This window comes from Campylobacter anatolicus, from assembly GCF_018145655.1.
Taxonomy (GTDB): domain Bacteria; phylum Campylobacterota; class Campylobacteria; order Campylobacterales; family Campylobacteraceae; genus Campylobacter_A; species Campylobacter_A anatolicus.
This window is the reverse complement of record NZ_JAGSSY010000003.1, coordinates 54,015-78,470: the sequence shown is the minus strand read 5'-3', so window position 1 is coordinate 78,470 and position 24,456 is coordinate 54,015. Positions and strand designations below refer to the sequence as shown.

Annotated in this window: 27 protein-coding genes and 1 tRNA gene; 9 read left to right on the top strand and 19 right to left on the bottom strand. The window is 36.4% G+C overall.

Features of this window, described 5'->3' with window-relative positions; translation table 11 throughout:
* The first annotated feature begins 48 nt into the window (after positions 1-48).
* The 7 genes from KDE13_RS05735 to KDE13_RS05705 are packed head-to-tail and all read left to right on the top strand — an operon-like array spanning position 49 to position 6,339.
* Positions 49-1,119, top strand: a complete 1,071-nt coding sequence (locus tag KDE13_RS05735; RefSeq protein WP_212143093.1) for a quinone-dependent dihydroorotate dehydrogenase — start codon at positions 49-51, stop codon at positions 1,117-1,119.
* 11 nt (positions 1,120-1,130) lie between these two features.
* Complete coding sequence (locus KDE13_RS05730) at positions 1,131-2,378, top strand: M16 family metallopeptidase (RefSeq protein ID WP_212141143.1); 1,248 nt, start codon at positions 1,131-1,133, stop codon at positions 2,376-2,378.
* A complete protein-coding gene (gene dapA / locus KDE13_RS05725) occupies positions 2,375-3,268 on the top strand; it encodes a 4-hydroxy-tetrahydrodipicolinate synthase (RefSeq protein ID WP_212143092.1) in 894 nt (297 codons plus the stop codon). Before KDE13_RS05730 ends, dapA begins: the two co-directional genes overlap by 4 nt.
* Positions 3,268-4,053, top strand: coding sequence for an enoyl-ACP reductase (locus tag KDE13_RS05720; RefSeq protein ID WP_212141141.1), 786 nt, complete (start codon positions 3,268-3,270; stop codon positions 4,051-4,053). The genes dapA and KDE13_RS05720 overlap by 1 nt, the downstream gene beginning before the upstream one ends.
* Positions 4,053-4,592 (top strand): CDP-diacylglycerol--glycerol-3-phosphate 3-phosphatidyltransferase, encoded by a 540-nt coding sequence (pgsA, locus tag KDE13_RS05715; RefSeq protein ID WP_338083721.1) that lies wholly within the window; start codon positions 4,053-4,055, stop codon positions 4,590-4,592. The genes KDE13_RS05720 and pgsA overlap by 1 nt, the downstream gene beginning before the upstream one ends.
* A gap of 2 nt (positions 4,593-4,594) precedes the next feature.
* A complete protein-coding gene (gene rseP / locus KDE13_RS05710; protein WP_212143091.1) occupies positions 4,595-5,707 on the top strand; it encodes an RIP metalloprotease RseP in 1,113 nt (370 codons plus the stop codon).
* A complete protein-coding gene (locus tag KDE13_RS05705) occupies positions 5,704-6,339 on the top strand; it encodes a YggS family pyridoxal phosphate-dependent enzyme (protein ID WP_212143090.1) in 636 nt (211 codons plus the stop codon). Before rseP ends, KDE13_RS05705 begins: the two co-directional genes overlap by 4 nt.
* Here KDE13_RS05705 and KDE13_RS05700 read toward each other — a convergent pair.
* Positions 6,340-6,426, bottom strand: a tRNA-Leu gene (locus KDE13_RS05700).
* 40 nt (positions 6,427-6,466) lie between these two features.
* Entirely contained in the window at positions 6,467-6,769 is a 303-nt protein-coding gene (locus KDE13_RS05695) for an HU family DNA-binding protein (protein WP_212141137.1), read from the bottom strand.
* An 831-nt stretch (positions 6,770-7,600) separates the two neighbouring features.
* Between KDE13_RS05695 and KDE13_RS09765 the strand changes: the two genes are divergently transcribed.
* Positions 7,601-7,768, top strand: a complete 168-nt coding sequence (locus KDE13_RS09765) for a DUF3237 family protein (RefSeq protein WP_338083720.1) — start codon at positions 7,601-7,603, stop codon at positions 7,766-7,768.
* A gap of 34 nt (positions 7,769-7,802) precedes the next feature.
* Positions 7,803-7,952 carry a DUF3237 domain-containing protein gene (locus KDE13_RS09565; protein ID WP_229204375.1) on the top strand — a complete coding sequence of 50 codons (150 nt, stop codon included), beginning with the start codon at positions 7,803-7,805 and terminating at the stop codon, positions 7,950-7,952.
* 73 nt (positions 7,953-8,025) lie between these two features.
* Here KDE13_RS09565 and hypA read toward each other — a convergent pair whose 3' ends face one another.
* The 17 genes from hypA to KDE13_RS05610 form a co-directional block, all read right to left on the bottom strand.
* Positions 8,026-8,367, bottom strand: coding sequence for a hydrogenase maturation nickel metallochaperone HypA (gene hypA, locus KDE13_RS05685; RefSeq protein ID WP_212143089.1), 342 nt, complete (start codon positions 8,365-8,367; stop codon positions 8,026-8,028).
* 22 nt (positions 8,368-8,389) lie between these two features.
* Complete coding sequence (gene hypE / locus KDE13_RS05680) at positions 8,390-9,370, bottom strand: hydrogenase expression/formation protein HypE (RefSeq protein WP_212143198.1); 981 nt, start codon at positions 9,368-9,370, stop codon at positions 8,390-8,392.
* Between the two features lie 5 nt (positions 9,371-9,375).
* Positions 9,376-10,473 (bottom strand): hydrogenase formation protein HypD, encoded by a 1,098-nt coding sequence (gene hypD, locus KDE13_RS05675; protein ID WP_212143088.1) that lies wholly within the window; start codon positions 10,471-10,473, stop codon positions 9,376-9,378.
* Complete coding sequence (locus tag KDE13_RS05670) at positions 10,463-10,783, bottom strand: HypC/HybG/HupF family hydrogenase formation chaperone (protein WP_212143087.1); 321 nt, start codon at positions 10,781-10,783, stop codon at positions 10,463-10,465. Before KDE13_RS05670 ends, hypD begins: the two co-directional genes overlap by 11 nt.
* A complete protein-coding gene (gene hypB, locus KDE13_RS05665; RefSeq protein ID WP_212143086.1) occupies positions 10,783-11,592 on the bottom strand; it encodes a hydrogenase nickel incorporation protein HypB in 810 nt (269 codons plus the stop codon). The genes KDE13_RS05670 and hypB overlap by 1 nt, the downstream gene beginning before the upstream one ends.
* A gap of 230 nt (positions 11,593-11,822) precedes the next feature.
* On the bottom strand, positions 11,823-12,350 hold the full coding sequence (locus KDE13_RS05660; RefSeq protein ID WP_212143085.1) for a GDYXXLXY domain-containing protein: 528 nt from the start codon (positions 12,348-12,350) through the stop codon (positions 11,823-11,825).
* Positions 12,347-13,591: a DUF2157 domain-containing protein gene (locus KDE13_RS05655; RefSeq protein ID WP_212143084.1), complete on the bottom strand. Its 1,245-nt coding sequence runs from the start codon at positions 13,589-13,591 to the stop codon at positions 12,347-12,349. Before KDE13_RS05655 ends, KDE13_RS05660 begins: the two co-directional genes overlap by 4 nt.
* Before the next feature lie 39 nt (positions 13,592-13,630).
* Positions 13,631-14,815 carry a Na+/H+ antiporter NhaA gene (nhaA, locus tag KDE13_RS05650; protein ID WP_212141982.1) on the bottom strand — a complete coding sequence of 395 codons (1,185 nt, stop codon included), beginning with the start codon at positions 14,813-14,815 and terminating at the stop codon, positions 13,631-13,633.
* Positions 14,816-14,866: 51 nt separating this feature from the next.
* The gene (gene nikR / locus KDE13_RS05645) at positions 14,867-15,280 is read right to left on the bottom strand and encodes a nickel-responsive transcriptional regulator NikR (protein ID WP_212143083.1); all 414 of its coding nucleotides are present in this window, start codon (positions 15,278-15,280) and stop codon (positions 14,867-14,869) included.
* A 2-nt stretch (positions 15,281-15,282) separates the two neighbouring features.
* Entirely contained in the window at positions 15,283-17,610 is a 2,328-nt protein-coding gene (gene hypF, locus KDE13_RS05640; RefSeq protein ID WP_212143082.1) for a carbamoyltransferase HypF, read from the bottom strand.
* Positions 17,594-19,210: a hypothetical protein gene (locus tag KDE13_RS05635; protein WP_212143081.1), complete on the bottom strand. Its 1,617-nt coding sequence runs from the start codon at positions 19,208-19,210 to the stop codon at positions 17,594-17,596. The genes hypF and KDE13_RS05635 overlap by 17 nt, the downstream gene beginning before the upstream one ends.
* Positions 19,131-19,685, bottom strand: a complete 555-nt coding sequence (locus tag KDE13_RS05630; protein ID WP_212143080.1) for a HyaD/HybD family hydrogenase maturation endopeptidase — start codon at positions 19,683-19,685, stop codon at positions 19,131-19,133. The genes KDE13_RS05635 and KDE13_RS05630 overlap by 80 nt, the downstream gene beginning before the upstream one ends.
* Positions 19,685-20,365 (bottom strand): Ni/Fe-hydrogenase, b-type cytochrome subunit, encoded by a 681-nt coding sequence (gene cybH / locus KDE13_RS05625; protein WP_212143079.1) that lies wholly within the window; start codon positions 20,363-20,365, stop codon positions 19,685-19,687. Before cybH ends, KDE13_RS05630 begins: the two co-directional genes overlap by 1 nt.
* 9 nt (positions 20,366-20,374) lie before the next feature.
* Positions 20,375-22,093, bottom strand: a complete 1,719-nt coding sequence (locus tag KDE13_RS05620) for a nickel-dependent hydrogenase large subunit (RefSeq protein WP_212141218.1) — start codon at positions 22,091-22,093, stop codon at positions 20,375-20,377.
* Between the two features lie 10 nt (positions 22,094-22,103).
* Entirely contained in the window at positions 22,104-23,231 is a 1,128-nt protein-coding gene (locus KDE13_RS05615) for a hydrogenase small subunit (RefSeq protein ID WP_212142030.1), read from the bottom strand.
* Between the two features lie 562 nt (positions 23,232-23,793).
* Complete coding sequence (locus tag KDE13_RS09825) at positions 23,794-23,946, bottom strand: hypothetical protein (RefSeq protein ID WP_411508635.1); 153 nt, start codon at positions 23,944-23,946, stop codon at positions 23,794-23,796.
* 68 nt (positions 23,947-24,014) lie between these two features.
* A complete protein-coding gene (locus KDE13_RS05610; protein ID WP_212141219.1) occupies positions 24,015-24,152 on the bottom strand; it encodes a hypothetical protein in 138 nt (45 codons plus the stop codon).
* Positions 24,153-24,456: the final 304 nt, after the last annotated feature.

Below are 24,456 nucleotides of genomic sequence, written 5' to 3'. Positions count from 1 at the left end.
TTTTTGATACAATTACGCAAAATTTTATATACAAAAAAGGGTTTATTAATGTTTGATTATGAGACGCTAAAAAAGATATTTTTTAAGTTTGACCCTGAAACAGCACATAAAATCGCAGAGATTGGTATGGCTGGAATTAATAAAATAATGCCAGGCAGTCTCAGCTTTGTCGCAAACAAATGCGTGATAAACGATGCGAAACTTCAGCAAAATATCCTTGGTGGAATATATAACAACCCAGTTGGCATAGGTGGCGGCTTTGATAAAAATGCTACAATGATACCATTTATGACCGCTTTGGGCTTTGGGCACCTTGAGTTTGGGACTTTTACGCCAAAACCACAAAATGGTAACGAAAAGCCACGACTTTTTAGACTCATTGACGAAGAAAGCATCCAAAATGCGATGGGGTTTAACAACGAAGGTAGCGTAAAAATCAAATCTCGCGTGAGTAAAATCTATCCATATGTCGTGCCACTTTGGGCAAATATCGGCAAAAATAAGCTCACTCCAAATGAGAACGCTATAGATGATTACGAAAGTTTAGTGCGTGATTTTAGCGATATTTGTGATGTATTTGTAATAAATTTATCATCGCCAAACACGCCAAATTTAAGAGATCTACAACAAAACGAGTTTATAACTGAACTTTTTGGGCGAATAAAACCGCTTACAAAAAAACCTATTTTGCTTAAAATTGCTCCTGATATGTCACATAAAAATGCCATAGAAATTTGCTCTTGTGCCATAAATAGTGGAGCTAGTGGCGTGATAGTTAATAATACAAGTGTTGATTACTCACTATCTCACTCATCAAATTTGCAAAGCTTTGGTGGGCTAAGTGGCAATGTCATAAAACAAAGATCACGTGAACTATTTAAGGCAGTAGCAGATGAGCTATACGGCAAGACAGTACTTGTAACTTGTGGCGGTATAAATAGTGGAGAAGAGGCGTATGAGCGTATAAAAATGGGTGCAAATTTGGTGCAAATTTTTACGAGCTTTATATTCAAAGGACCAGGTATCACACGTGATATAAATTTAAAAATTTTAGAGCTTATGCAACGTGATGGATACACAAATATCAGTGAAGCAATTGGTGCAAACATAAAAAAATAAAAGGCAAAAAGTTGATAAAATTTAATAAAACTAAACTTAAAAATGGGCTTGAAATTTATCATATACCAGTAAATAAAGGCTCAAAAGTCATTAGCGTTGATGTATTTTATAAAGTCGGTTCACGTAATGAGACGATGGGCAAAAGTGGAATCGCACATATGCTAGAACATCTAAATTTTAAATCAAGCAAAAACTTAAAAGCTGGTGAGTTTGATAGGATAACAAAGGGCTTTGGTGGACTAAATAACGCAAGTACAGGCTTTGACTATACTCATTATTTCATAAAATGTTCTAATAAAAATTTAGAAAAATCGCTCGAGCTTTTTGCTGAGCTTATGGCAAATTTAAGTTTAAAAGATAAGGAATTTCAGCCTGAACGAGACGTAGTGTATGAGGAGCGTAGATGGCGGACAGATAACAATCCAATGGGGTATTTGTATTTTAGGCTTTACAACCATGCATTTATCTATCATCCATATCATTGGACGCCAATTGGTTTTACAAAGGACATTGAAAATTGGAGTATTGAGGATATTAAAGAGTTCCATGCCAGTTTTTATCAACCACAAAATGCTATTTTGATAATCAGTGGCGATGTCAGTAAAAAAGAGGCATTTGAACTAGCAAAAGATAAATTTAAAGAGATAAAAAATAGCAAGAAAGTGCCTAAACCGCATTGCATTGAGCCAAAACAAGACGGTGAAAAAAGAGTTATCATAAACAAAGATAGCCAAACACAGATGGTAGCCATAGCATATAAAATTCCGCCATTTGATCACGATGACCAAGTAGGACTAAATGCATTAAGCGAGTATCTAGCAAATGGCAAAAGCTCTATTTTGCAACAAGTTTTGATAGATAAATTACAACTTGTTAGTCAAATTTATGCTTATAACATGCCAAGCATTGATGAAAATTTATTTATCTTTTTGGCAGAGTGCAACCCTGGTGTGGCAGCAGAAGATGTTGAAAAGCAAATACATAAGATAATAGATAGTATAAAAAGTGAGCCAATTAGCGATGATGACATAACAAAGGTTAAAAATTTAATAAAAACTGACTTTATTTACTCATTTGATAGTGCCTCACGTGTAGCAAATTTATATGGTAGCTATCTTGCACGTGGTAGCATAGAGCCACTATTTAAATTTGAGAAAAATATAGATACAATAGACGCAAAAATGCTTCAAAAAATGGCTAAAAAATACTTTATAAAAGCTCATCAAACAACAATCATACTAAGAAAGGAAGAGGCTTGAAAACGATAATGCAAGGTGCGATGACAGCACTCATTACACCGATAAAAAATAATAAGCTTGATGAAACAACATTTCAAAAACTAATAAAAAGACAGATAAAAAATGGTATAGACGTAGTAATACCAGTAGGCACGACTGGCGAGAGTGCGACACTAACACACGATGAGCATAGAGTATGCATAGAAATAGCTGTGGATACTTGCAAAGGCACAGGCGTAAAAGTAGTCGCAGGAGCTGGTAGCAATGCTACTCACGAGGCTATTGGTCTTGCTAAATTTGCCGAGGCAAACGGAGCTGATGGTATATTATCAGTCGCACCATATTATAATAAACCAACGCAAGAAGGATTGTATCAGCACTACAAGGCGATTTCAGAGAGTGTCAATATCCCGGTGATACTTTATAATGTCCCAGGCCGCACAAGCTCAGATATACTGCCTACCACAGTTTTTAGACTTTTTAAGGATTGCAAAAACATCATAGGTATTAAAGAAGCAACTGGCAATATAGACCGTTGTGTAGATCTACTCGCTCACGAGCCCAATCTAATCGTCATAAGTGGTGAAGATGCGATAAACTATCCTATACTTTCAAATGGCGGTAAAGGCGTAATATCTGTCACATCAAATTTACTGCCTGATAAAATAGCCAAGCTAACACACCTTGCTCTAAAAAATGAATTTATAAAAGCAAAGGCGATAAACGATGAGCTTTATGCGATAAATAAAATTCTCTTTTGCGAGAGCAATCCAATACCCATAAAAGCGGCGATGCATATTGCGGGACTGTTACCAACTCTTGAGTATCGACTACCACTATGCAACCCAAGTAACGAGAATTTAACAAAGATAGAACAAACTATGAAATTATACGAAATAAAAGGATTTTAATGGATAAAAACAACGAATTTTTAGGTAAAACTTTAGTCATAAGTGGTGGCACACGTGGCATAGGTCGTGCCATAGTCGAGGAGTTTGCAACAGCCGGTGCAAATATAGCTTTCACATATAATTCAAATGAGGAGCTTGCAAAGGCTCAAGCAGCAGAATTAGAGATTAAATTTAATATAAAAGCAAGAGCTTATGCACTAAATATCCTTGAACCAGAAAATTATAAAGAGCTTTTTTTACAGATTGACGCAGATTTTGACAGAGTTGATTTTTTCATCTCAAATGCTATAATCTCAGGTCGTGCAGTTGCTGGTGGATACACTAAATTTATGAAGCTAAAACCACGTGGCATAAATAATATATTTACCGCAACTGTAAATGCTTTCGTAGTCGGCTCACAAGAGGCAGCTAAACGTATGGAAAAAGTCGGTGGTGGCTCTATCATCTCACTTAGCTCAACTGGCAACCTTGTTTATATAGAAAACTATGCTGGGCACGGAACAGCAAAAGCAGCTGTTGAGGCGATGGTAAGATATGCGGCCACCGAACTTGGTGAGAAAAACATCCGCGTCAATGTCGTAAGTGGTGGACCGATAGATACAGATGCTCTAAGGGCATTTACAAACTATGAAGAGGTACGTAATATGACAGCAAAGCTAAGTCCACTTAACCGCATGGGACAACCCGCAGACTTAGCCGGAGCATGTCTATTTCTATGTTCTAGTAAGGCATCTTGGGTTACAGGACACTCATTTATAATAGACGGCGGAACAACATTTAAATGATAAATTTACCAAATGCCTTAGCATTTTTTAGAATTTTACTAGCACCGCTTATGTTTTATGTGCTTATAAATGCACATACACACCTTGTAAGCGTCCATATAAGCTGGATAAACTACTTTGCAGGGCTGATTTTTGTTATCGCAAGCGTAACTGATTTTTTTGATGGATACATTGCAAGAACTTGGAATCAAAAGACAAAATTAGGTGAGATACTTGACCCACTAGCCGATAAGATGCTAATATTAGCAGCATTTTTAGGGCTTATGATGATAAATAGGGCTAATCCTTGGGCTGTGTATCTTATCCTTGTACGTGAGTTTTTTATAACTGGTTTTCGTGTAGTTATCGCAAGTGAGGGGTTAAATTTAAGTGCCTCTATGGCTGGTAAAGTAAAAACTGTATTTCAGATGATAGCCATCGGTTGGCTTATAATGCAGTGGATGTGGGCAGATCTTTTACTTTGGATAGCAGTTATACTTACGCTGTATTCGGGATTTGAGTATATCTATGCATTTATTAAAAAACAAGCAAAGGGTTAAGCGTGAAAGGATTGCTTTTTACTATTGCTCTACTCTTGCTTGGACTTTGGGCTTATTCATTTTACTTTTTAGCAACCATTTTTGCGATTAGCTTTTTAATATTTTTTCACGAGTTAGGACATTTTTTAGTAGCTCGTTTATTTGGCGTAGCTGTCAATACATTTAGTATAGGTTTTGGCGAAAAAATTTATAAAAAGCGTATCGGAGCGACTGAGTACTGCCTAAGTGCCATACCACTTGGCGGATACGTACAACTAAAAGGACAAGATGATGCTGATCCAAGTGAAAAAAACTACGATAAAGATAGCTACAATACAATTAAACCACTTGGGCGGATATTTATACTATTTGCTGGCCCATTTTTTAACTTTATATTGGCATTTTTACTCTACATTACGCTTGGTTTTATAGGCGTTGATAAACTAGCACCAAATGTAGGGCGAGTGGCTGAAAATTCAGCAGGAGCGATAGCAGGGATAATCAAAGATGATAAAATTTTAAGCATAAATGGCAAGAGTATTAGACAATGGGATGAGATAAGCAAATGTGTAAGCACTGAGCCACTTACTCTAGAGATAGAGCGAGACGGCAAAGTCTTAACACTAACACTTACCCCACTCATTGGCACAACTCGTAACATCTTTAACGAAGAGATTAGTCGCCCACTCATAGGTATATCACCAAGCGGTAAGACAATAAAGCTTACCTACAATGGTTTTGATACTTTTAAATTTGCTTGGGATGAAACAGTGGAGGCTTCAAGGCTGATATTTAAAAGCTTTTCAAAACTCATAAATGGCTCGGTACCACTCAAAGATGTTGGTGGTATCGTGCAAATGGCTGATATAACATCAAAGGCAGCTCAGGTAAGCCTACCGGTATTGCTCATCATAGTCGCACTCATATCTGTAAATTTAGGTGTTTTAAATTTATTACCTATACCTGCACTTGATGGCGGACACATATTATTTAATCTTTATGAGCTAATGTCTGGCCGCAAGATCAATGAACGTGTATATGTAGGTCTGACATATTGTGGCTGGGTGATACTACTTGGGCTAATGGGTCTTGGGCTATACAACGATGTTGTGAGACTTAGTGGAGTGACTCAGTGATAAATTTGGCTAAATTTTTAGATGAAATTTATAAGTTAAATAGTGATATAGTACTAGTTGCCGTCAGCAAATATGTCTCAAGCGATGATGTGCGTTTCCTACATTCCCAAGGTCAACTCATATATGGCGAAAATAGAGTGCAAGAGATAGCCAAAAAGCAAATTGAGCTATCTGATATCACTGATATAAAGTGGCATATGATAGGACGGCTTCAGAGCAATAAGATAAATCAGCTCATTAGCCTACGCCCTACTCTGTGGCAGAGTTGCGATAGTTTTGAGCGAGCATATGAAGTAAATAAAAGGCTTGATTACAAACTCGATACCCTGCTTCAAATTAACTCAGCCAATGAAGATAGCAAACAAGGTGTTTCACCGCAAAATGCAGTCGAAATTTACGAACTTATTCAAAACGAGTGTAAAAATATAAATTTAAAAGGCATAATGAGTATAGGAGCTCACAGTGATGATATGCGTGAAGTGCAAAAAAGTTTTGAGCTAAGCTACAAAATTTATGAAACGCTAAAACCACAAGGTGCGAGTATCTGCTCTATGGGTATGAGTAGCGACTATAAACTAGCTATAAAATGTGGTTCAAATATGATACGAATTGGAAGTTTATTATTTAAGTAATGGTGCCCGAAGTCGGACTTGAACCGACACAAGGTTACCCTTACTAGATTTTGAGTCTAGCGCGTCTACCAGTTTCACCACTCGGGCATTAAATTTATATAAAAAGCCCTTATATAAGGGCTTAGGATTATTTCTTCTTACTTTTTTTAGTTGCTGAAGTAGCTACTGCGTCTTTAAGTTTTTTACCAACTTTAAATTTAACAGCTTTACTTGCTGGAACATCGATAACTTTCTTAGTTCCTGGAACTCTTGCTTTTCTAGCAGCACGATCAGCTGTGCTGAATGTGCCAAATCCTATAAAGCTTACTGAATCACCCTTCTCTAATAGAGTAGTGATAGCTTCTAAAGTAGCATCAACAGCCTTTAAAGTATCTTTTTTTGAAAGACCAGCCTTGTCGGCAACAGCCTGAATAAATTCAGCTTTTTTCATAGTTCATCCTTTTAAGAAGTTGTAATATCGCAATTTTACAATCTTTTTTCAAAAAAAACAATAGTTTTAAGCCTAAAATTCGAACTTTTTAAAATTTTTTTTGCAAAAAAGTGCGATTTTTTAGCCTTTTTAGTCATAAATTTCAAATAAAAGCTCGTTTTTTACACTATCTTTTTATATTTATAAGCTTCAAATTTTTAAGATCAAGTCTTATAAACTTATTTTTAACTTTTATATCATTTATTTTTATTTGTCTTAAGCATTACTACGACAAGCTTTAAAAAATAACAAAAAGTGGCAAATTTATGCTGGAAAACGAACTCTTATAACCATTAAAATAAGCTAAACCATAAAAGGAGAGAAAAATGGCAATAACTTCAACGGGGTATCAAGCCCCTGCAACAAAAAAGAGTGGAGTTAAAACTCTTAATATATGATAATAGGGCCAGATGAGACCATTTTGCTTAGCTTACTTCAATGTAAAGAGCTATAGCACTCTTGGCTAACTGATACACTTGCAGCATCAAAGAAAAACGCACAGCTTGAAATAAATGATTTTGATGATACTCAAAAAAGCCACAAAACATACTAAATTTAGATAGTGTTGCTCTGTGTATCGATTGTAATAAAATACATAATCTATATAAAAATTTAAAAATTAAATTTATGAAAACTTATATCTTACTCTTATGATTTTAGAAAGGAGCTATAATGAAAAAACTAATTTTTACATTAGTTTCACTTATTTCATTTGACTTACTTAGCCTAAATGAAGTTGATATTTCGGTAAAGATATCAAACAACCCAAGCTATAACTAACCTTTATGATAAATAGTAGGCAAAGACGATGATTGCGGACTACGCAAACTTATCTACATCAAAGGTGGAAAAGTCAGCGATAAACTAAACGGCGAGGTGCTACCATATGGCATAAATAGCCAAGTAATTCGCCCAGATGGGTTAACTGAGCTAACTTGCACGATACGCTATAAAGCTTGATGATAGTGCTCAAATTTATATAAAAAACAGCGGTATGAGACATATCAGCGATCCAGATATAGCAAAAGAGGCAGCTAAAGGCAAGATCGTCGATCCAAAATACGTATATTTCGCAACAGTTACTAAATTTGAAACCTACAATCCAAGGTGCAAATGGATGGAGAGCAATATTTGTCTGCTATGAGACAAGGCTCCCTGATAAAGTTTTATTAAATTTCTACGAAGTTAAATAAATTTAAAATTTGACAGAATAGCTATTAGCTCATCTCAAGTCGCATAAGCATCATATCTTCGCCATCTATTACCACAAGATCGCTACTACCACACTTCGGACAGATAAACTCATTTTTATTTAGCTCGTTTTGCTTACCGCATTCGTTGCATTTTATAACTATATTTTGCACTTCAATGATTAGCTCTGACTCCTCACAAATACTCTCAGCCTTACAAACATCAAAGGCATTTTGCAAATAGTGTGCTTCAACACCACTTAGTCGCCCTATTTTGATGAAAATTTTACTTATTTTACTCGCATTTTGCTTTTTAGCGTTATCTTCGCAAAGTGTTAGTAGACTTTGAGCGATGCTTAACTCGTGCATGCTAGCCTTTCCATTTATAAATTTAGCAAATTCGTGGGAGCAACTCGCCCTTTGGTGGCTCTAAAAATCGCTTTGAACCGTAGGCATTTTGTATTATCACTCGCCCTCTTTTCTCGCTCATAACTTCGCCTATCACAGCTGCATTTGTATCAAATTTATGCAAAATTTCAAGTGCTTTTACCTCATCAGCTTCATCAACTGCAAGAACGAAAGTGCCTTCATTTGCTAGTTCATATGGTTCAAATCCAAACAGTTCACATACACCCAGAACTTCGTCGCTGACTTTGATGTTCTCTTCCCTTACAAATATATTAAGCCCACTAAACTTAGCCCACTCATTGAGCACAGCACTTAATCCGCCACGTGTTGCATCACGCATACACTGTGGCTTTATATTACTTTTAATAAGAGCTTCTACGACGTATTTTAGGCTTTTGCAGTCGCTTTGCAAGGTGCTATTTAGCTTTAGCTCCTCTCTGTTTGCTAGTATTACTGCTCCGTGTCTGCCTATATCACCCGATAGTAGTATTTTCGCACCTGCTTTTAAATTTGAAAGCTTGATATCATCAGCTATTATCTCGCCGATACCTGATGTGTTGATAAAAATTTTATCGCATTTGCCCTTTGGCACGACCTTTGTATCACCGCAAACGACTTTTACGTCATTATCGCGGCATATCTTAGCAAGCGAATCAAGCACCGCCTTAAGTTCACTAAGCTCTAAACCCTCTTCAATGATTAAGGCACAACTTAGATATTTAGCTTTTGCTCCAACCATCGCAAGGTCATTGATAGTACCACAAGCAGCGATCTTTCCTATGTCGCCACCGCTGAAAAATATCGGCGTTACAACGAAGCTATCTGTGCTAAATGCAAGTTTATTTTGCATTTTTAACACCGCAGAGTCATTACTCTCACGCAAAATGTCATTATTAAAAATCTTAAATATCGTTTCATTTATAAGTGAGTTCATCTCCTCACCGCCACCACCGTGGCTTAGCATTACTCTCACACGACTTCCTTTGCATATTTAAAATACGCCGCACACGCACCTTCGCTTGACACCATACATGAGCCAACCGGACTTTTTGGAGTGCAAGCTTTGGCAAAAATTTTGCAGTCAAACGGCTTTGCACGACCGCGTAAAATTTCACCACAGATACAGGCCTTACTCTCACTTTTACTAACAACAGAGCAGTCAAAGACAAGCCTTGCGTCAAGATAGGCAAACTCATCACGCAGTTTTAAGCCACTTTGTGCAATAAGTCCAAGCCCACGCCACTCAAAGTCACACGGCTCAAAATACCGCTGTATAAGCGCTTTTGCCTTTAAATTTCCATCTTTTGTAACCACACGAGCATATTCATTATATACTTTATGTGTTCCTGCGTTTTGCTGACGAACTAAATTTAGCACACTATCCATTATGTCAAGTGGTTCAAATCCGCTCACGGCGATAGGTTTTTTATATCTATTTGCAATGCTTTCATATATGCCATATCCTGTAATGACGCTAACGTGACTAGGTCCTAAAAATGCGTCAATATTGACATTTTCATCATTCATTATTGCACAGATCGGCTGAGGAACTACGATGTGATTTATGTGAAAAAATAAGTTTTTTAAATTTAGTTCCACTGTCTTTTGCACTACATTTGCACTCATCGGCGTTGTCGTCTCAAAGCCTATGGCAAAAAATATTACTTTTTTATCTGGATTTTCTTGTGCGATTTTTAAGCAGTCAAGTGGCGTGTAAAGTGCACGTATATCAGCACCTTCACCGCGTAATCTTTGCAGACTTGTATGTGAACCAGGCACTCTTAGCATATCGGCCAAAGTACAAAGGATAACGTCTTTTATAGAGGCTAGTTTTATAGCCTCATCTATGCGAGATTTAGGCATCACGCAGACTGGACAGCCGGGTCCATGGATAAAGTTTATATACTCTCCAACAAGTTGTGGTAAAGCAAATTTCATAATACTATGAGTATGACCACCACAAATTTCCATAATATTTAGTGGCTTTATACTCTCTTTTTTAATAAGCTCACTCAAGGTTAAAATAAGCTTCTTATCACGAAACTCATTTATAAGATCAAGCTTCATTTTCACTCTTGCTAAGACTTAATATTTCACGCATTTGCATATCGCGTAGACCCATATCGCCATCATCTGCGTCTATTACACCATTTTTCATATCGTCAGCCATTTGGCGATAAATTTCAATGCTCTCTAAGGCATATTGAGTGTCAATTTTTTCCATTGCATAGCCCACATGGATAAGTACGTATTCACCAGCAACCACAGGTTCTGCGATAAGATCAAGGCTAATGCGTCTTTGCACTCCAAGCGTCTCAACGAGTGCAACGTTATTTTCATCAATTTCTATGACTTTTGAAGGTATTGAAAGGCACATTATCGTAACTCTTTTTTAAATTTAAGATAGTTTAGCCACCGCTCTACACCATCACCGCTCTTACTGTCAAGCTCTATAATGTCTACTTTTGGATTTAGTTTTCTGGCGTCGTCTTTAACCTTTGCCATATCAAAGTCAAAGTGCGGTAAAAGTGATGTTTTAGTGATAATAATGAGATCGGCTGCACGAAACATAACTGGGTATTTACTCACCTTATCGCTACCCTCTGGAACGGATAGAAGCACTACATTAAAGTGTGCTCCCACATCGTAACTAGCAGGACAGACTAGGTTGCCGACATTTTCGACAAATACTAAATCAAGCTCATTTAGTGGTAAGTGATGAAGTCCACTATGCACCATAAATGCATCCAGATGACACGCCTGACCTGTGCTTATTTGATAAGCAACAGCCCCTGCTTTGATAATACGGTCAGCGTCTTGATTAGTCTCGAGATCACCCTCAACAACACCTATCTTAAATTTACCACTTTTTATAGTGGCTTCTAAAAGCGTTGTCTTACCGGCACCTGGGCTACTCATAAGATTAATACACATTATGCCGTGCTGTTCTAAATGCTTTCTATTATGTGTTGCTTCTGCGTCATTTTGAGATAAAATTTTAGTTATAACTTCAACCGTTTTACTCTCATTTAGCACAGGATGAGCGTGGCTTTCATGAGTATGGTCGCGTGAGTCAGCACCCATATATTCGCTAAGATGATTATGCACATGTGCGTGATTAGCATCATCAGCATGAGTATGTATGTGTGAGTGTCCATTCAAAGAACATCCGCAGTCTTTACACATTTGAGGTTCCTTAAATTTAAATTTTTAATTGATTATAATCCTGAAAAGATAAAATATACCTTATTTTATGATAAATTTATAATTTTTATTTCACATTAAAATACATTTTTACGGCAAAGTCGTATTTGTTTCTAAAATCAACCCCTCATTATTGTCTTTATTTTGTGTAACATTTTGCTCAATCTTAGCCATAGTTAATGCTGTAGTTTTATCAATGTTTATATTTGCTTTTATGGGCTAATCAAATTTTGTGCATCAGGGCGTGGTTGATTGCTCGGAAAAAGCTCCTTTATGCGTGCATTGCCATTTTTGCTTACCATCAAAATAGCATAACCGCCGTATTTACGCATATCACTCTCCATCTTCTTGGCAGCTTGTGGCGACATAAAAAATGTTTCTGTGCCAAATTTATAATAATAACCATCAAACCGCCCAACGACGAAGGACTCGGCATTTTTAGGCTTTTCAAAGCTATATCCATCACGCACAAATGTACCATTTTCGTCTTTTTTAAATGTGATATAAATTTTAGTGCCATATCTTACTGAGGTGTTTTTGTCTATATATTTTGGCAGATTATTTGCAAAGTCATAGGTGATTTTAACGTAATTACCTCGCAAAAAATCACGTGGATCATACAGATTAACACCAACTTTCATCTCCTTGCCAAAATAAAGCGGTGCATAGGCGTATCCTAACATACCAAGCAGGGCTAAAATTTGAAACAAAATAGCAAAAATGATAAATTTAGCTCTCATTTTACAGCCCCTTGCTTAGCCTTGATGCTACGCTTTTTAGATACCACTAATAAAATGATCGCAAATAATAAAAAAAGCATACTCGCACCAATATAATCGCCAAGTAGGTCAATATATCGGATAAGTGCAACTATAAATATAACACAAAGCCCTTGCGTTATATAGCATTTTTTAATTAAGAAAACACCTACTAATACACTAAGAAGCGAGTAAAGCTCTTGTGAATAGTCACTAAGCAAGTATATAACGTAAGGCAAGACAAGTAAAATCGCTCCAATCCATAGCAAAATTTCTCGCTTTAGTTTAATCGCTACAACTACAGTTAACGCGATAAAAGCAAGATGTAAAAGCCCAAGCCAGTTTTTATAAAATATAATTTTAGTCTGCATATCACCATAAAAATCTAAATTTGCAAAAAGTAATATTGCGATACCGCAAAGTAGTGAGAGTTTTAACAAAAACTCCGCATCTTTATAGCGTTTAAAATGTGAGAGCAAATAAGCCGTTGCAACGCCAAGTAGCGAATATGACATAGATAAAAACACTACGCTGCCACCAAAAAAGAAATAATAATGATATCTATCAAAGCTTATGTGACTTAAAATAGTTATAATGTATGCGTAAATGCTGATAAATATAGCAAATATGAGAAGTCTTGAGCTTTCTTTAAACAAAGCAAATATGCTAAATGCAATAAATATGCCAAACTCATACCTAAGTGAATTAAAGTCAAGCTCCATATTAAACCAAATAAAAGATAAAATAAGGCTTTGTGCTACTAGCACCGACTTAGTAGTGGCTAATGAAAGCACAAACGCTCCGACCGCCCAAAGTAAGACGCCATTTGGCATATGTTCGCCAAGATTATAAATTTGAGCTATGAGTGCTATGGCAGCTCCATAGCATAGGTTACCTAAGAAAAATAGTCCAGTTGCAGCAGTTTTATTACCTTTTTTAAGATTAAAATATCCACCAAAATTTACAAGCCCAACCATACTAAGAACAAGAAGTAGCCGTGCTCCACGTGGTATCTCTTCCCAGTTTGCACCTATTAATGTGATAAAAGATAGAGCTAAAAATAGATATGCTACGAGCTTTAAGATAAAATTTGAGCTACTACTTTGTATAGTGTCTATGTCGTATTGTTTGGCGATACGATATGCAGTGTGCTCGTCAACTATGCCATTTTCTTGCCACTTAGAAAGCTCCGTAGCCAAGAAATTTTTATAAAATATATTCATAATCTTGCCTTTAAAGATTGCTGTTATGTTAAATATTTATCACTCTACACACTTCATAATACGGTGGCGACCAGCGTAGTAAAGCACGATGTAGCCTAATACTCCTGAGATTAGCGAGGCGATGAGAACAGCTAGTTTATCAGCATATGCAAACTGAGCGGTGTCGTGATATGCAAGAGAGTTTATAAAAAGACTCATTGTAAAGCCTATACCTGTAATCACACAAATTCCGTAAAATGACGCCCAAGTGCAATATTTTGGCAATCTTGCATATCCTAGCTTTATAGTTATGTAGCAAAGGCCAAAGACGCCTATTTGCTTACCTACAACAAGCCCTAGTATGATGCCTAATGAGACTGGGTGCGTGAGCTGTTCTAATCCTATGCCATTTAGTGAAATTCCGGCATTAACAAAGGCAAATACAGGCAGAACGAAATATGTAATGTAGCCGTGTATGTCGTGCTCTACTTCTTTTAAGAGTGAGCGATCTGAGTTTTTGCATTTTAGCGGTATGAAAAGAGCAGCAATGACGCCAGCAAGTGTGGCGTGGACACCTGATTTTAGCACACTAACCCAAAGAATTACGCCGAGCACAAAGTAAAAGGACTTTTTGTTGATGTTTAATAAATTTAATAAAAGCAATCCAAACATAGCAAGTCCTGCCACACCAAAAGATACAAATGAGAGATGTCCACTGTAAAATATCGCCATTATAAGGATCGCACAAACATCATCTATGATAGAAAGAGTAACTAAGAAAATTTTAAGACTTGCTGGAACGCGACGTCCTAAGATCATAATGATACCAAGTGCAAACGCTGTATCTGTCGCAGTTGGTATAGCCCAACCTTTAGCCGCAAAACTATCAGTGTGGTTAAATAGATAAAATACAAGTGCAGGGACAATAATGCCACCTATCGCAGCGACTAGCGGTAGGACTATCTGAGCTGGGTTTCGCATTTCTCCCTCTATAAGCTCACGTTTAAGCTCAAGTCCAAGCATGAAGAAAAAGATAGACATAAGTCCGTCATTGACCCATAAAATGAGTGGCTTTTGTATCAAAAGCTCACCAAATTTAAAGCCCACATCAATACGCAAAAATGAGTTATAAAAACTACTCAAAAAGCCATTTTGAAAGAGCATAGCAATGATAGCGGCAGCGATGAGAAGTATGCCACCGCTAGCCTCGCTTTGGATAAATTTTTTAAATAATATATTACGCATTTTGACTCTCAAATTTAAAATTTTTAAGAATCAATACTATCAAATTTTTGCTTAAAACTCAGGTACAGCGACTTTTGTCAGCTTTGAAAACTTTACACCTTTTAATCCAGCTATCTTATCCGAAAATTGCTCTATCTTTGCGGCCTCTCCACGCATAGTTATCGTCTCTAAGCAGTTGTGGTGATCGATATGGATATGATTTGTGCAGACGATAGTTATATCTGCGTCGTGTTCTATATCCATCATTTTATTGACTAGATTATTTTGATGATGTGTATAAATGAGCGTTAAAACTCCTATAAGTTGCTCTATTGCGTCATTCCAGCTATCGCTAACAATCTTGTCACGAATGAGATCACGTGTAAACTCGCTTCTTGACGCGTAGCCCTGCGTTCGCACCTTTTTATCAAGCTCGTCTAATAGTGGCTTTGGCAAAGATACACTAAATCTAATAATATCCTCCATATTCACTCCTTTATTAAATTTATTACAAACATAAGCTGACCAATCGCAACTGACGAGTCGTTTGTGGGAAAATCTTTATTTAAGTAATATTTTACACTATTTTGCTTAAATTTATTTATAATTTTTTCAACCAAAATTTTATTCTGGAAAACGCCACCTGAGAGTAAAATTTCTCTACTTTGCGTTGTTGCTATTTGAATTATAATATCACAAATTCCGTTGATAAATGCACTCGCAGCTGTTACCTTATCATCTTTAAAAGCTCCTATAAAAGCGTCTTTAAATAAAATTTTATTCTCAAAAATTTCAAATTTGTAACTTTTCTTTATATTTTTGTCATAAAGTGCTTCAAGCTCCATACCTACTTCGCCCTCGTAACTCACGCTATCAATGCCTAAAACAATGCTACCAAATGCATCAAATATCCGCCCAAGTGAGCTTGTAGTAACGCAGTTTAGCTCATGATCGTAGATAGTTTTTAAATTTATTAATTTTTTATCATCAAATTTAGCTAAAAACTCTGTGGCAACGCTTTTTAAGCCATATTTTAAGATAATTGAGTAGGCTATCTGCCATATATTTTTTATGCTACTCTCGCCACCTATTAGTAAAAACTCGTCAAAATAGTAGATTCTCTCGTAGTTTTTACTATTTACTATCATTACCTCTCCACCCCATATCGTGCCATCTGTTCCGTATCCTGTACCATCAAAGCAAAAGCCAAGATACTCTTTGCTTGAATCTAGCTCATTTTCAAATATTACGGAGAGTAAATGTGCATAATGGTGCTGAACCTGAATTAAATTTATATTTTTAAATTTTGGATTAAGACACAATTTTCTAAACGACAACAACGACTTAGATGAGCTGCTTTGATGATCGGTTTTGATCCACTTAAGGCTATTTTGTTCTATTTTATCCTTTGCCCATTTTAAATTTAAAAAATGTGGGTGCAAATCAGCAATTATAGCGTCAAATTTTAGCTCATAAGTACATTCAAACATCCTTATAAGTGAATCAAATCGCTCAAACGTTGCGATATTTTTAAGATCGCCTATATACGGGCTTATCATTACTTCACCATTTTTATAGATGGCAAACTGATTTTTAAGCTCTGCTCCAACGGCTAAAAATGTGCCTTGCTTTTTAAAATTTGTATGTATAAATTTAGGATTTACTCCGCGGCTTGTGCGTAAAAATACAGGCTTACTACCAAGCAAATAAACAATACTGTCATCATTAGGAGAGTAAATTTCTCTATCATTATCTAAATAATAATCAACTACACCGTCAAGTTTTTGTCGCAAATCGCTATCGTTATAGATTATAGGTTCGCCCGATATGTTTGCTGATGTGGCGATTATATCGCATTCTAGCCACTCAAAAAGTAATAGATGAATGCCAGTGTATGGTAAAAATATACCGATTTTATCTAAATTTGGAGCTAGGTTTGGTGGAAGTGGTGAATTTTGTCGTGAGTTAAGTATCACGATTGGTTTTAAATTTGAAGTTAGCAGTCGCTCCTCAGCAGTTGAAATTTCGGCATATTTTTTTGCATTATGCAAGTTTTTACACATTATAGCAAAGGGTTTCTTAAGACGATTTTTACGTATTCTTAGTCTATTTATCACACTCTCATCTTGTGCACTACAAACTAGATGAAAGCCCCCAAGTCCTTTAATGGCTAAAATATTACCACTATTTATCAGTTCCGCTGCCATTTTTACTGCTTCATTTTGTATATTTAAAATTTCACCATTCATATCTTTTAAAAATAGCATTGGTCCGCAGTTTGGGCACGAGACTGGCTGAGCGTGATAGCGACGATTTAATGGATTAGTATATCCGCTACCACAAAACTCACACATATTAAATTTATCCATCGTTGTATTTTTGCGGTCGTATGGCAAAGACTTTATGATGGAAAAACGTGGACCGCAGTTGGTACAATTTATAAATGCATAGTGATAGCGTGGGTCATTTGGATCATAAAATTCACGTTCACAGTCGCTACACAGAGCAAAGTCAGGTAAGATGGGGGCTTGTTTGGTAGCCGACTTTGAAACTATGATACTAAATTTATCAAATTTCTCATTACTTATTCGTTTTTTAAACTCATCAATGCGAGCCAAATTTGGTAACTCGGCAAACAAAGCCTTTTCAAATTTTTCTATATTTTCAAGCTCTCCAAAAAGAGCGAGTTTAACCCCCTCATCATCATTATAAACTTCGCCAAAAAGGTTAAATCTAAGAGCCAAAGTATAGACAAATGGGCGAAATCCAACGCCTTGAACTAATCCTGAAATCTCATATCTAAAACATCTCTTCAAGTGAAAACTCGCTACTAAATTTTACGTTCATATTAAGTTTAAGGTATTTTAATGTAAGGTTTGCAAGCGTCTTGCTCTCAAAGAGTGAGCCACTCAGTAAAACATCTTTAAGCTTAAAATTATCTTGCAAAGAATAACAAATATCACTTAAAAAATGAACGAATGACTCAACTATGCCATAGCTTAAAATTTTATTATCAACCCCAGCCAAACGAAAGCTCATAACACTTCTTATAAGTTTTATTGTATCAAACTCGCTTTTGCTAGACATCTTAAAATCTACTCTAACACCTTTTATGCCGTTAAAATCCATCGCATTTTCTATCAATCTTTCACCTGCTTTTTTAAAATCATTATCAAAATTAAGCAATACACCTATGATACAAAAAAGTGCGAAAAAGCTTTGTGGTGTATCTATGTCACCATTTGGCAAAGTAAAATTTTGAGAATAGTTGTTAAGCAGTCTGTCTCCACCATGCTCTTGTTCGATACTTCTAAAAAGCTTCTGAAATGACAGTGGTATATTTAAATTTATTACATCAAAATTGTCGTTTGAGCGATAAATTTTCATCTCATCATCTCTAAATTTAGATAAAAATATGCGAAAAATTCCACCTTTTTCATCTAGTTCTAGTTCTTTTTGTGCTAAGTAAAAGCTAGTTAAGTTTGGCTCTTTTGAATTATTTATCAACTTATATACACTATCTTTGTAAAACATTTGTGCGTTTTGTACTAGATAGCCGCTTTCTAAAACAACTGTCTTAAAAAGCGGTACTTGTGTCTTTAAAGCGATAAAATTAATACCATTTTGATAGATTTTTTCGCAAAGTGCGTAAGTAAATATTTCACGAGCTGTCACTACATCAAAAAAGTGCGGTGCATCTTTGTGGTTTTGTCTATAAATCGCATTAGTTTTCAGTCTGACGGCCGGTTTTTCATAGCTTGCAAGTGCGACTTGAATGTTTTCATCGGCTATAAAAATTTTGGGTAGATTCTTTAAATTTGTTGGTATTACAGCGGTAAAATCGTAACTTAACTCACTGAAATTTAATAACTCAAACTCACCCACATTATCTTTTAGTTTAATCACTCTATTTTGCTCTAAATTTAAAATGGCAAAACTTAAAAGCTCATAAAAATTACTCTCATTTACATTTATAAACTCATCGTTTACAAACACGCAAATATCGCTAAATACGCTATTTTCACAAGGGATTAGCTTACCATTTTTAAAGGCATTTATCACTCTTGGAGTTATATTTGCAAGGCTATTTTTAAATTCATATTCGCCTTTTTGCACTATTTCATCACTCGCAACTACATTTGAAATTGATAAAAACACAGAGTGTGGGACGGCTACTGCAAGTGTGTCTGCAAAGGCTAAAAGCTCATCTTCATCGCCACTTACACTTAGTATTATCTGCCTATTTTCACGCACAATGGTATACTCTAGTCCACTCTTTTGTGCATAAAAATTTAGAAAAAATACAAAGTTATCATTTGAGTTTAAATATGTAAAGCTAAATTTTAAAGTCATACAAACCTTTTGTCTTATACTCATTTGCCATATCACAAACGCTAAAATTCGCCACTCTTTCACACTCAAATCCAAACTCACAAAGGTGCGAAAGTAAAGCTTTTTCCATAGTTTTTACGCCTTTTTGTACAGCAGATGAAAGCTCAAAACTCATAGGCTCTATACGGCTTGGCACTATAGCTAAAATTTTAGTGAGTGGCATATCGCCATTTAGGCTCATAAGTTGTAAAGTTTGAAGCATTTCTACTTCGTGAGCGGAGCCATTCCAAGAAATTTTAGGAGGAATTTGTTCAAAATCAAAAAAATAGACATCTCCCACTTCGCCATCATCAGCATTAATACAATCAACTACGATAAGACGATCATACTCAGCGATTATCGGCGTAAGGGCGATGGCTAAAGTGCCACCGTCAATAAAGCTAATCTTGTGCAAATCTGAATGAAATTTAAAATCCCGCTCCATCATTTTAACAAAATGCACACCAACGCCCTCATCACCAAACATCACATTGCCAATACCAAGCACTAGCACTCTCATCAATGCTCTTTTTTAAATTTATAACCGCTTACGATCGCGTCCATTGCTCCGTCTTTGCTCTTAACCGCATTAAATACTGCCATATAAACGTGAATTGGCACAAATATCATAATAACCCACATACAAATTCTATGTATTGTCCTGACATTTGCAAGACCGCCTAAAATTTTCTCTATCTCTCTCATCGGTTGATAGATAAGTCCACCAAAACCATCGTGATATACGTGTGTATAAAGCACAAGACCTGTTAAACAGATGAGTATTAACACGGTGTAAAAGAATAGATAAGAGGCAAACTGCAAGGGGTTATAGACACCTTTTATCTTTGGGTGTTCTCCTAAAAATAGATAGTATTTAATCTGTTTTATCCACACAGATGGATTTAAAAAATCAACTACACTCATGACCTCTTTACGGCTATGTTTATCAAATATAAACAGATAAATTTTAAATATCGTAACTGCTATAAGCACAAAGCCTGCGATCTGATGAGCCATACGCCATTTTGCGTTCATAAAATTTACAGGTCCGCTAGCAATCTCTGGACTTATAAAAACGTAAGAGAGATAATATCCGCTCACGACCAGAAACGTTATGGATAAAAAGCGTATCCAGTGTGTAACTCGCACACCAATAGAGAACTCATACTCGCTAATGCGATCTGGTTTATGACCTAGCATAACTCCTCCTTATAAATTTGCGTTTATCTTATATTCGCCTAATTTTGTGCCATTTGCGTCCATAACATGCACTGCACATGCAATACATGGGTCATATGAGTGAATTTTGCGAATAATCTCAAGTGGCTGTGTAAGGTCTGCTATCTTTAAACCGATAAGACACTCTTCATACGAGCCACGTGCGTTTTTAGCATCTTTTGGAGATGCGTTCCAAGTGCTAGGAACAACCGCTTGATAATTTGCTATGACACCATTTTTGATCCTACACCAATGGCTTAAAGCACCGCGAGGAGCATTGCCTTGGAAGTTGCCTTTATACTCTTTATCTTTGTCTATGACATATTTCGCACAGGTCTCTTGATCTGTTTTTAAATTTTGCACAAGTGAGTTAAAAGCCTCAAGTCCGTGATCTGCAACAAGCTTTGCTTCAAGCATACGAGCAGCAGTTCTGCCAAGTGTTGAAAATACCGCACTAAGTGGTAGCTCGCTATCTTGTAAAAATTTATCAACGATTTTTACTACGCGTGGATTACCTTTAGCATAATTAATAACTATACTTGCAAGAGGTCCAACCTGCATAGGTTTACCCTCATATCGTGGGGCTTTTATCCAACTGTATTTACCTTTTTCATTAAAGACTTTGGTGTCTATCATCTCGCCCTTGCCATCAATAGTTTTCATATCAACTAACCCTGTGTAGTTTGGCTCTGTTATACCATCATATGGATGAAGCGGTGCGTCATCTTTATACCACGAACGAGTTGCCTCTTCAGTGATGTTATCGCCATTTACATCATAAACCTTGCTTATATCACCATTTAATATCACACCGCCTTTTAGCAAATAGTCATTTTTGTCAACTAAAAATTCATCGTAACATAATAAATTTGATACACCAACATCATTTAATACGCTTGATTCATTTCCATAAGCCTTAGCTGCCATTAATATATCAGGATAGTAAGCACGATTGACAAACTCAACAACCTCTTGAAATTTAGTAAGATATTCGCCTAAACGTGATGGATTTAGCAAGTCCATAACACAGGTTACACCACCTACTGTCAAGCTTTGTGGATGTGGGTTTTTAGAACCAAATATAGCCATCATCTGAGCCATTATACGTTGCACTCTAAGACACTCTAAGTAATGAGAAAGGACAATTAAATTTTGTTCTGGACTAAATTTATATGTGCTATGCCCCCAGTATGCATTAGCAAATGGTCCAAGACTACCTTTTTTAGCAAAGGCTGCAATACGTTCTTTTACCTCTTTTAACTTATCAGCCCCAGTGGCATAAGGTGTATCGCAATATTTAAATGCCTCTTCACTCGCCTTAAACACATCTGCTTTTAATGCTGAGAGTATATCAACCCAGTCAAGTCCGTGAAGCTGATAAAAATGCACAACGTGGTCATGTAGATAAAGGGCATTATTCATAAGTGTACGAGTTAGTTCAGCATTTAATGGTGGTTTTATGCCAAGTGCATTTTCAACTGCCATTATACCAGCTCTGTAGTGTGAAAATGTACAAACACCACAAATTCTTTGTGTAAAAAAGCCAACGTCACGTGGATCGCGATTACGCACGATCTGCTCTATACCACGCCAAAGTGTTGAACCTGAGTATGCCTCTTTAACTACATTATTTTCATCTACAACTACTTCAATACGAAGATGTCCCTCTATCCTTGTGATAGGGTCTATTACTATTCTTTGTTCACTCATTATCTCCACCTTACTCTTTATCTTTTTTCATTATGCCAATGGCTGCATGTGCTGCAATACCAATGCCTGCAAGAGTTAAAACCCCTACTCCAATCTTGTCACTGACGTTATCCGCACCAAGTCCTAAAACCGTATCAAACAGCCTATCTGCCATCGGTTCTTCAAATGGTCCCATATTATCCCAAAAATCCGGCTCAGAGCAACCTATACAGCCATGTCCTGCTTGAACTGGCCAACTTGTGTGCTGATTAAATCTCTCTCTAGAGCAGTTATTAAACGTGTATGGTCCTTTGCAACCGACTTTATATAGGCAGTATCCTTGCTTAGCACCCTCATCGCCAAAGCTTTGTACGAACTCACCAGCATCAAAATGTCCGCGTCTTTCACAAAGATCGTGGATACGTAAGCCATAAGCCCATCTTGGTCGATTGAATACATCAAGTGCTGGGAGTGTGCCAAATAAAATATAGTGAAGCACGTTACCCACGATGTTTTTCTCACTAGGCGGACAGCCTGGGACATTTATAACGGGCTTACTTGTAACTTTGCTTAAGGATACAGAATTTGAAGGATTAGGACGTGCAGCTTGAATGCCACCAAAACTAGAACAGGTACCGATGGCAAATATAGCAGCTGCTTTCTCACAGGCACTTTGTGCGTGATGAAGCCCACTTATACCAAGACCACCTATCGTGAGATAATGCTCCGTCTCTCCCGTAGGTATGCCTCCTTCTACCAAAAGTATGTATTTGCCTTTGTATTTTTCAACTGCACTTTCTAAATTTTCTTCCGCTTGCCAACCAGATGCCGCCATAATCGTCTCGTGATACTCAAGAGAGATATAATCAAATATCAAGCTATCAATGCTAGGAGCATCTGAACGCAATAAACTCTCACTACAGCCAGTACATTCTGCCATATGTAGCCATACAACCGGCACTCTATCACTAAGCTCAGCAGCACGTGCCACAACAGGTGTCATAGAAGCAGGTAATGCCATAAACGCGGTCATTGCCCCAGCCCATTTCATAAAATCACGACGGCTAAATCCATGGTCTTTTAGGGCTTTTGCAATAGAGCCATTTTGCTTGATACTTGGTAAAGTAGCCAACTCATCTAAATGCTTGTTTATTCGCATTAACAAATCGCCATTCATACAAAACTCCTTTAATAATAAAATTGTTTTATGAAATCTTACTACTATTTAAACAAAGAGTTAATTAAATTTGTAACATAAAAGTTTAACTTAAATGAAATTTAATTAATACAATATGTAAAATTTTCATATTGTATTATATTTTATAGCTTTATTATATTCTTTTAATTTATCAAATAAAATTTTATAGATATTTATGTATAGAATAATAAGGATTAACAACGCAGTGAAGTACCTTGTCGTTTTTCTCATCTAAATGCACCCTTATACCACACTTTGCGACACAGCTATGACACATAGAAAAATATCAAAGAGTGGTTTTAGCTATATACTCTTTTACTATCAATTTAGACTCATTTGAGCTACCTTGTGACATAAAGTCCTCTTTGTCTTTTACCATAAACTCCCATCTGCACTGCTGTGGCTGCTATCACTGAGCCTTTTATAAATTCTCGTCTTTTCATATCACGCCCCCCCCCCTACTCTACATTCTAGTTGCTTTTTGTGTATTCTCATCATTTTTTGCTAAAAATTCACTCACACCCTAAGAAAACATATACGAATTGGTATTTTTTGGCCTATCTATTACTATTTTCTTGTGTGTGGCTATAAATTTTATAATGTTTGAGTTTGGATCGTTTAGATTGCCTATTATAAGACTACCGCCTACACAGATCTCAACACAAGACGATAACAATCCAACTCTTAAACGATGGTCGCAAAAAGTGCATTTATTAACCTTTAGAGTTTAGATATTTAGGTATCTTACACTGTATAGACAAGCCTCTGCACAAAGCATTCAACTATAATCTTAACAACTTCATTAGTGCATTGGTATGTCACAACCTCGTGACGCACATCTATATAGGCTGGTGAGCCAAAGTGGTTATAAAGTCTTGGCAATGAAGCGACAATGCTACATCCGTCTTGTGTTGTGGCTTCGTATTAAGAGACTATCGTGCAAAATGCCTCTGCTGGAACGCCGTTTTCTATAGAGTAGTTTATCGTGCATAACAACAGTCTATACGGCGAGTGAGATCTATCACCATACAAAATATCTCCTATTTTGTTTCAATAAAATTAATTAGTGTAGCCTTTTAAGTGTATTTGCTACAAAAAAATACACCAACCATAGAGATAAAGCCACGTCTAGAGTTTGGATCTAGTTGCATACTTTATCCTTGTTTTAAAATTTTGGTCGCAGATA

What these genes read in the sequence shown, in the direction of transcription:
- KDE13_RS05620 (WP_212141218.1), bottom strand. Translation starts at nt 22,093, where the DNA reads ATGAGTGAACAAAGAATAGTAATAGACCCTATCACAAGGATAGAGGGA.
- KDE13_RS05735 (WP_212143093.1), top strand. Translation starts at nt 49, where the DNA reads ATGTTTGATTATGAGACGCTAAAAAAGATATTTTTTAAGTTTGACCCT.
- KDE13_RS05630 (WP_212143080.1), bottom strand. Translation starts at nt 19,685, where the DNA reads ATGAGAGTGCTAGTGCTTGGTATTGGCAATGTGATGTTTGGTGATGAG.
- KDE13_RS05655 (WP_212143084.1), bottom strand. Translation starts at nt 13,591, where the DNA reads ATGAATATATTTTATAAAAATTTCTTGGCTACGGAGCTTTCTAAGTGG.
- KDE13_RS05670 (WP_212143087.1), bottom strand. Translation starts at nt 10,783, where the DNA reads ATGTGCCTTTCAATACCTTCAAAAGTCATAGAAATTGATGAAAATAAC.
- hypE (WP_212143198.1), bottom strand. Translation starts at nt 9,370, where the DNA reads ATGCTAAGCCACGGTGGTGGCGGTGAGGAGATGAACTCACTTATAAAT.
- KDE13_RS05660 (WP_212143085.1), bottom strand. Translation starts at nt 12,350, where the DNA reads ATGAGAGCTAAATTTATCATTTTTGCTATTTTGTTTCAAATTTTAGCC.
- hypA (WP_212143089.1), bottom strand. Translation starts at nt 8,367, where the DNA reads ATGCACGAGTTAAGCATCGCTCAAAGTCTACTAACACTTTGCGAAGAT.
- hypD (WP_212143088.1), bottom strand. Translation starts at nt 10,473, where the DNA reads ATGAAGCTTGATCTTATAAATGAGTTTCGTGATAAGAAGCTTATTTTA.
- KDE13_RS05615 (WP_212142030.1), bottom strand. Translation starts at nt 23,231, where the DNA reads ATGCGAATAAACAAGCATTTAGATGAGTTGGCTACTTTACCAAGTATC.
- nhaA (WP_212141982.1), bottom strand. Translation starts at nt 14,815, where the DNA reads ATGCGTAATATATTATTTAAAAAATTTATCCAAAGCGAGGCTAGCGGT.
- KDE13_RS05720 (WP_212141141.1), top strand. Translation starts at nt 3,268, where the DNA reads ATGGATAAAAACAACGAATTTTTAGGTAAAACTTTAGTCATAAGTGGT.
- cybH (WP_212143079.1), bottom strand. Translation starts at nt 20,365, where the DNA reads ATGCTAGGTCATAAACCAGATCGCATTAGCGAGTATGAGTTCTCTATT.
- hypB (WP_212143086.1), bottom strand. Translation starts at nt 11,592, where the DNA reads ATGTGTAAAGACTGCGGATGTTCTTTGAATGGACACTCACACATACAT.
- KDE13_RS09565 (WP_229204375.1), top strand. Translation starts at nt 7,803, where the DNA reads ATGAGACATATCAGCGATCCAGATATAGCAAAAGAGGCAGCTAAAGGC.
- nikR (WP_212143083.1), bottom strand. Translation starts at nt 15,280, where the DNA reads ATGGAGGATATTATTAGATTTAGTGTATCTTTGCCAAAGCCACTATTA.
- KDE13_RS05695 (WP_212141137.1), bottom strand. Translation starts at nt 6,769, where the DNA reads ATGAAAAAAGCTGAATTTATTCAGGCTGTTGCCGACAAGGCTGGTCTT.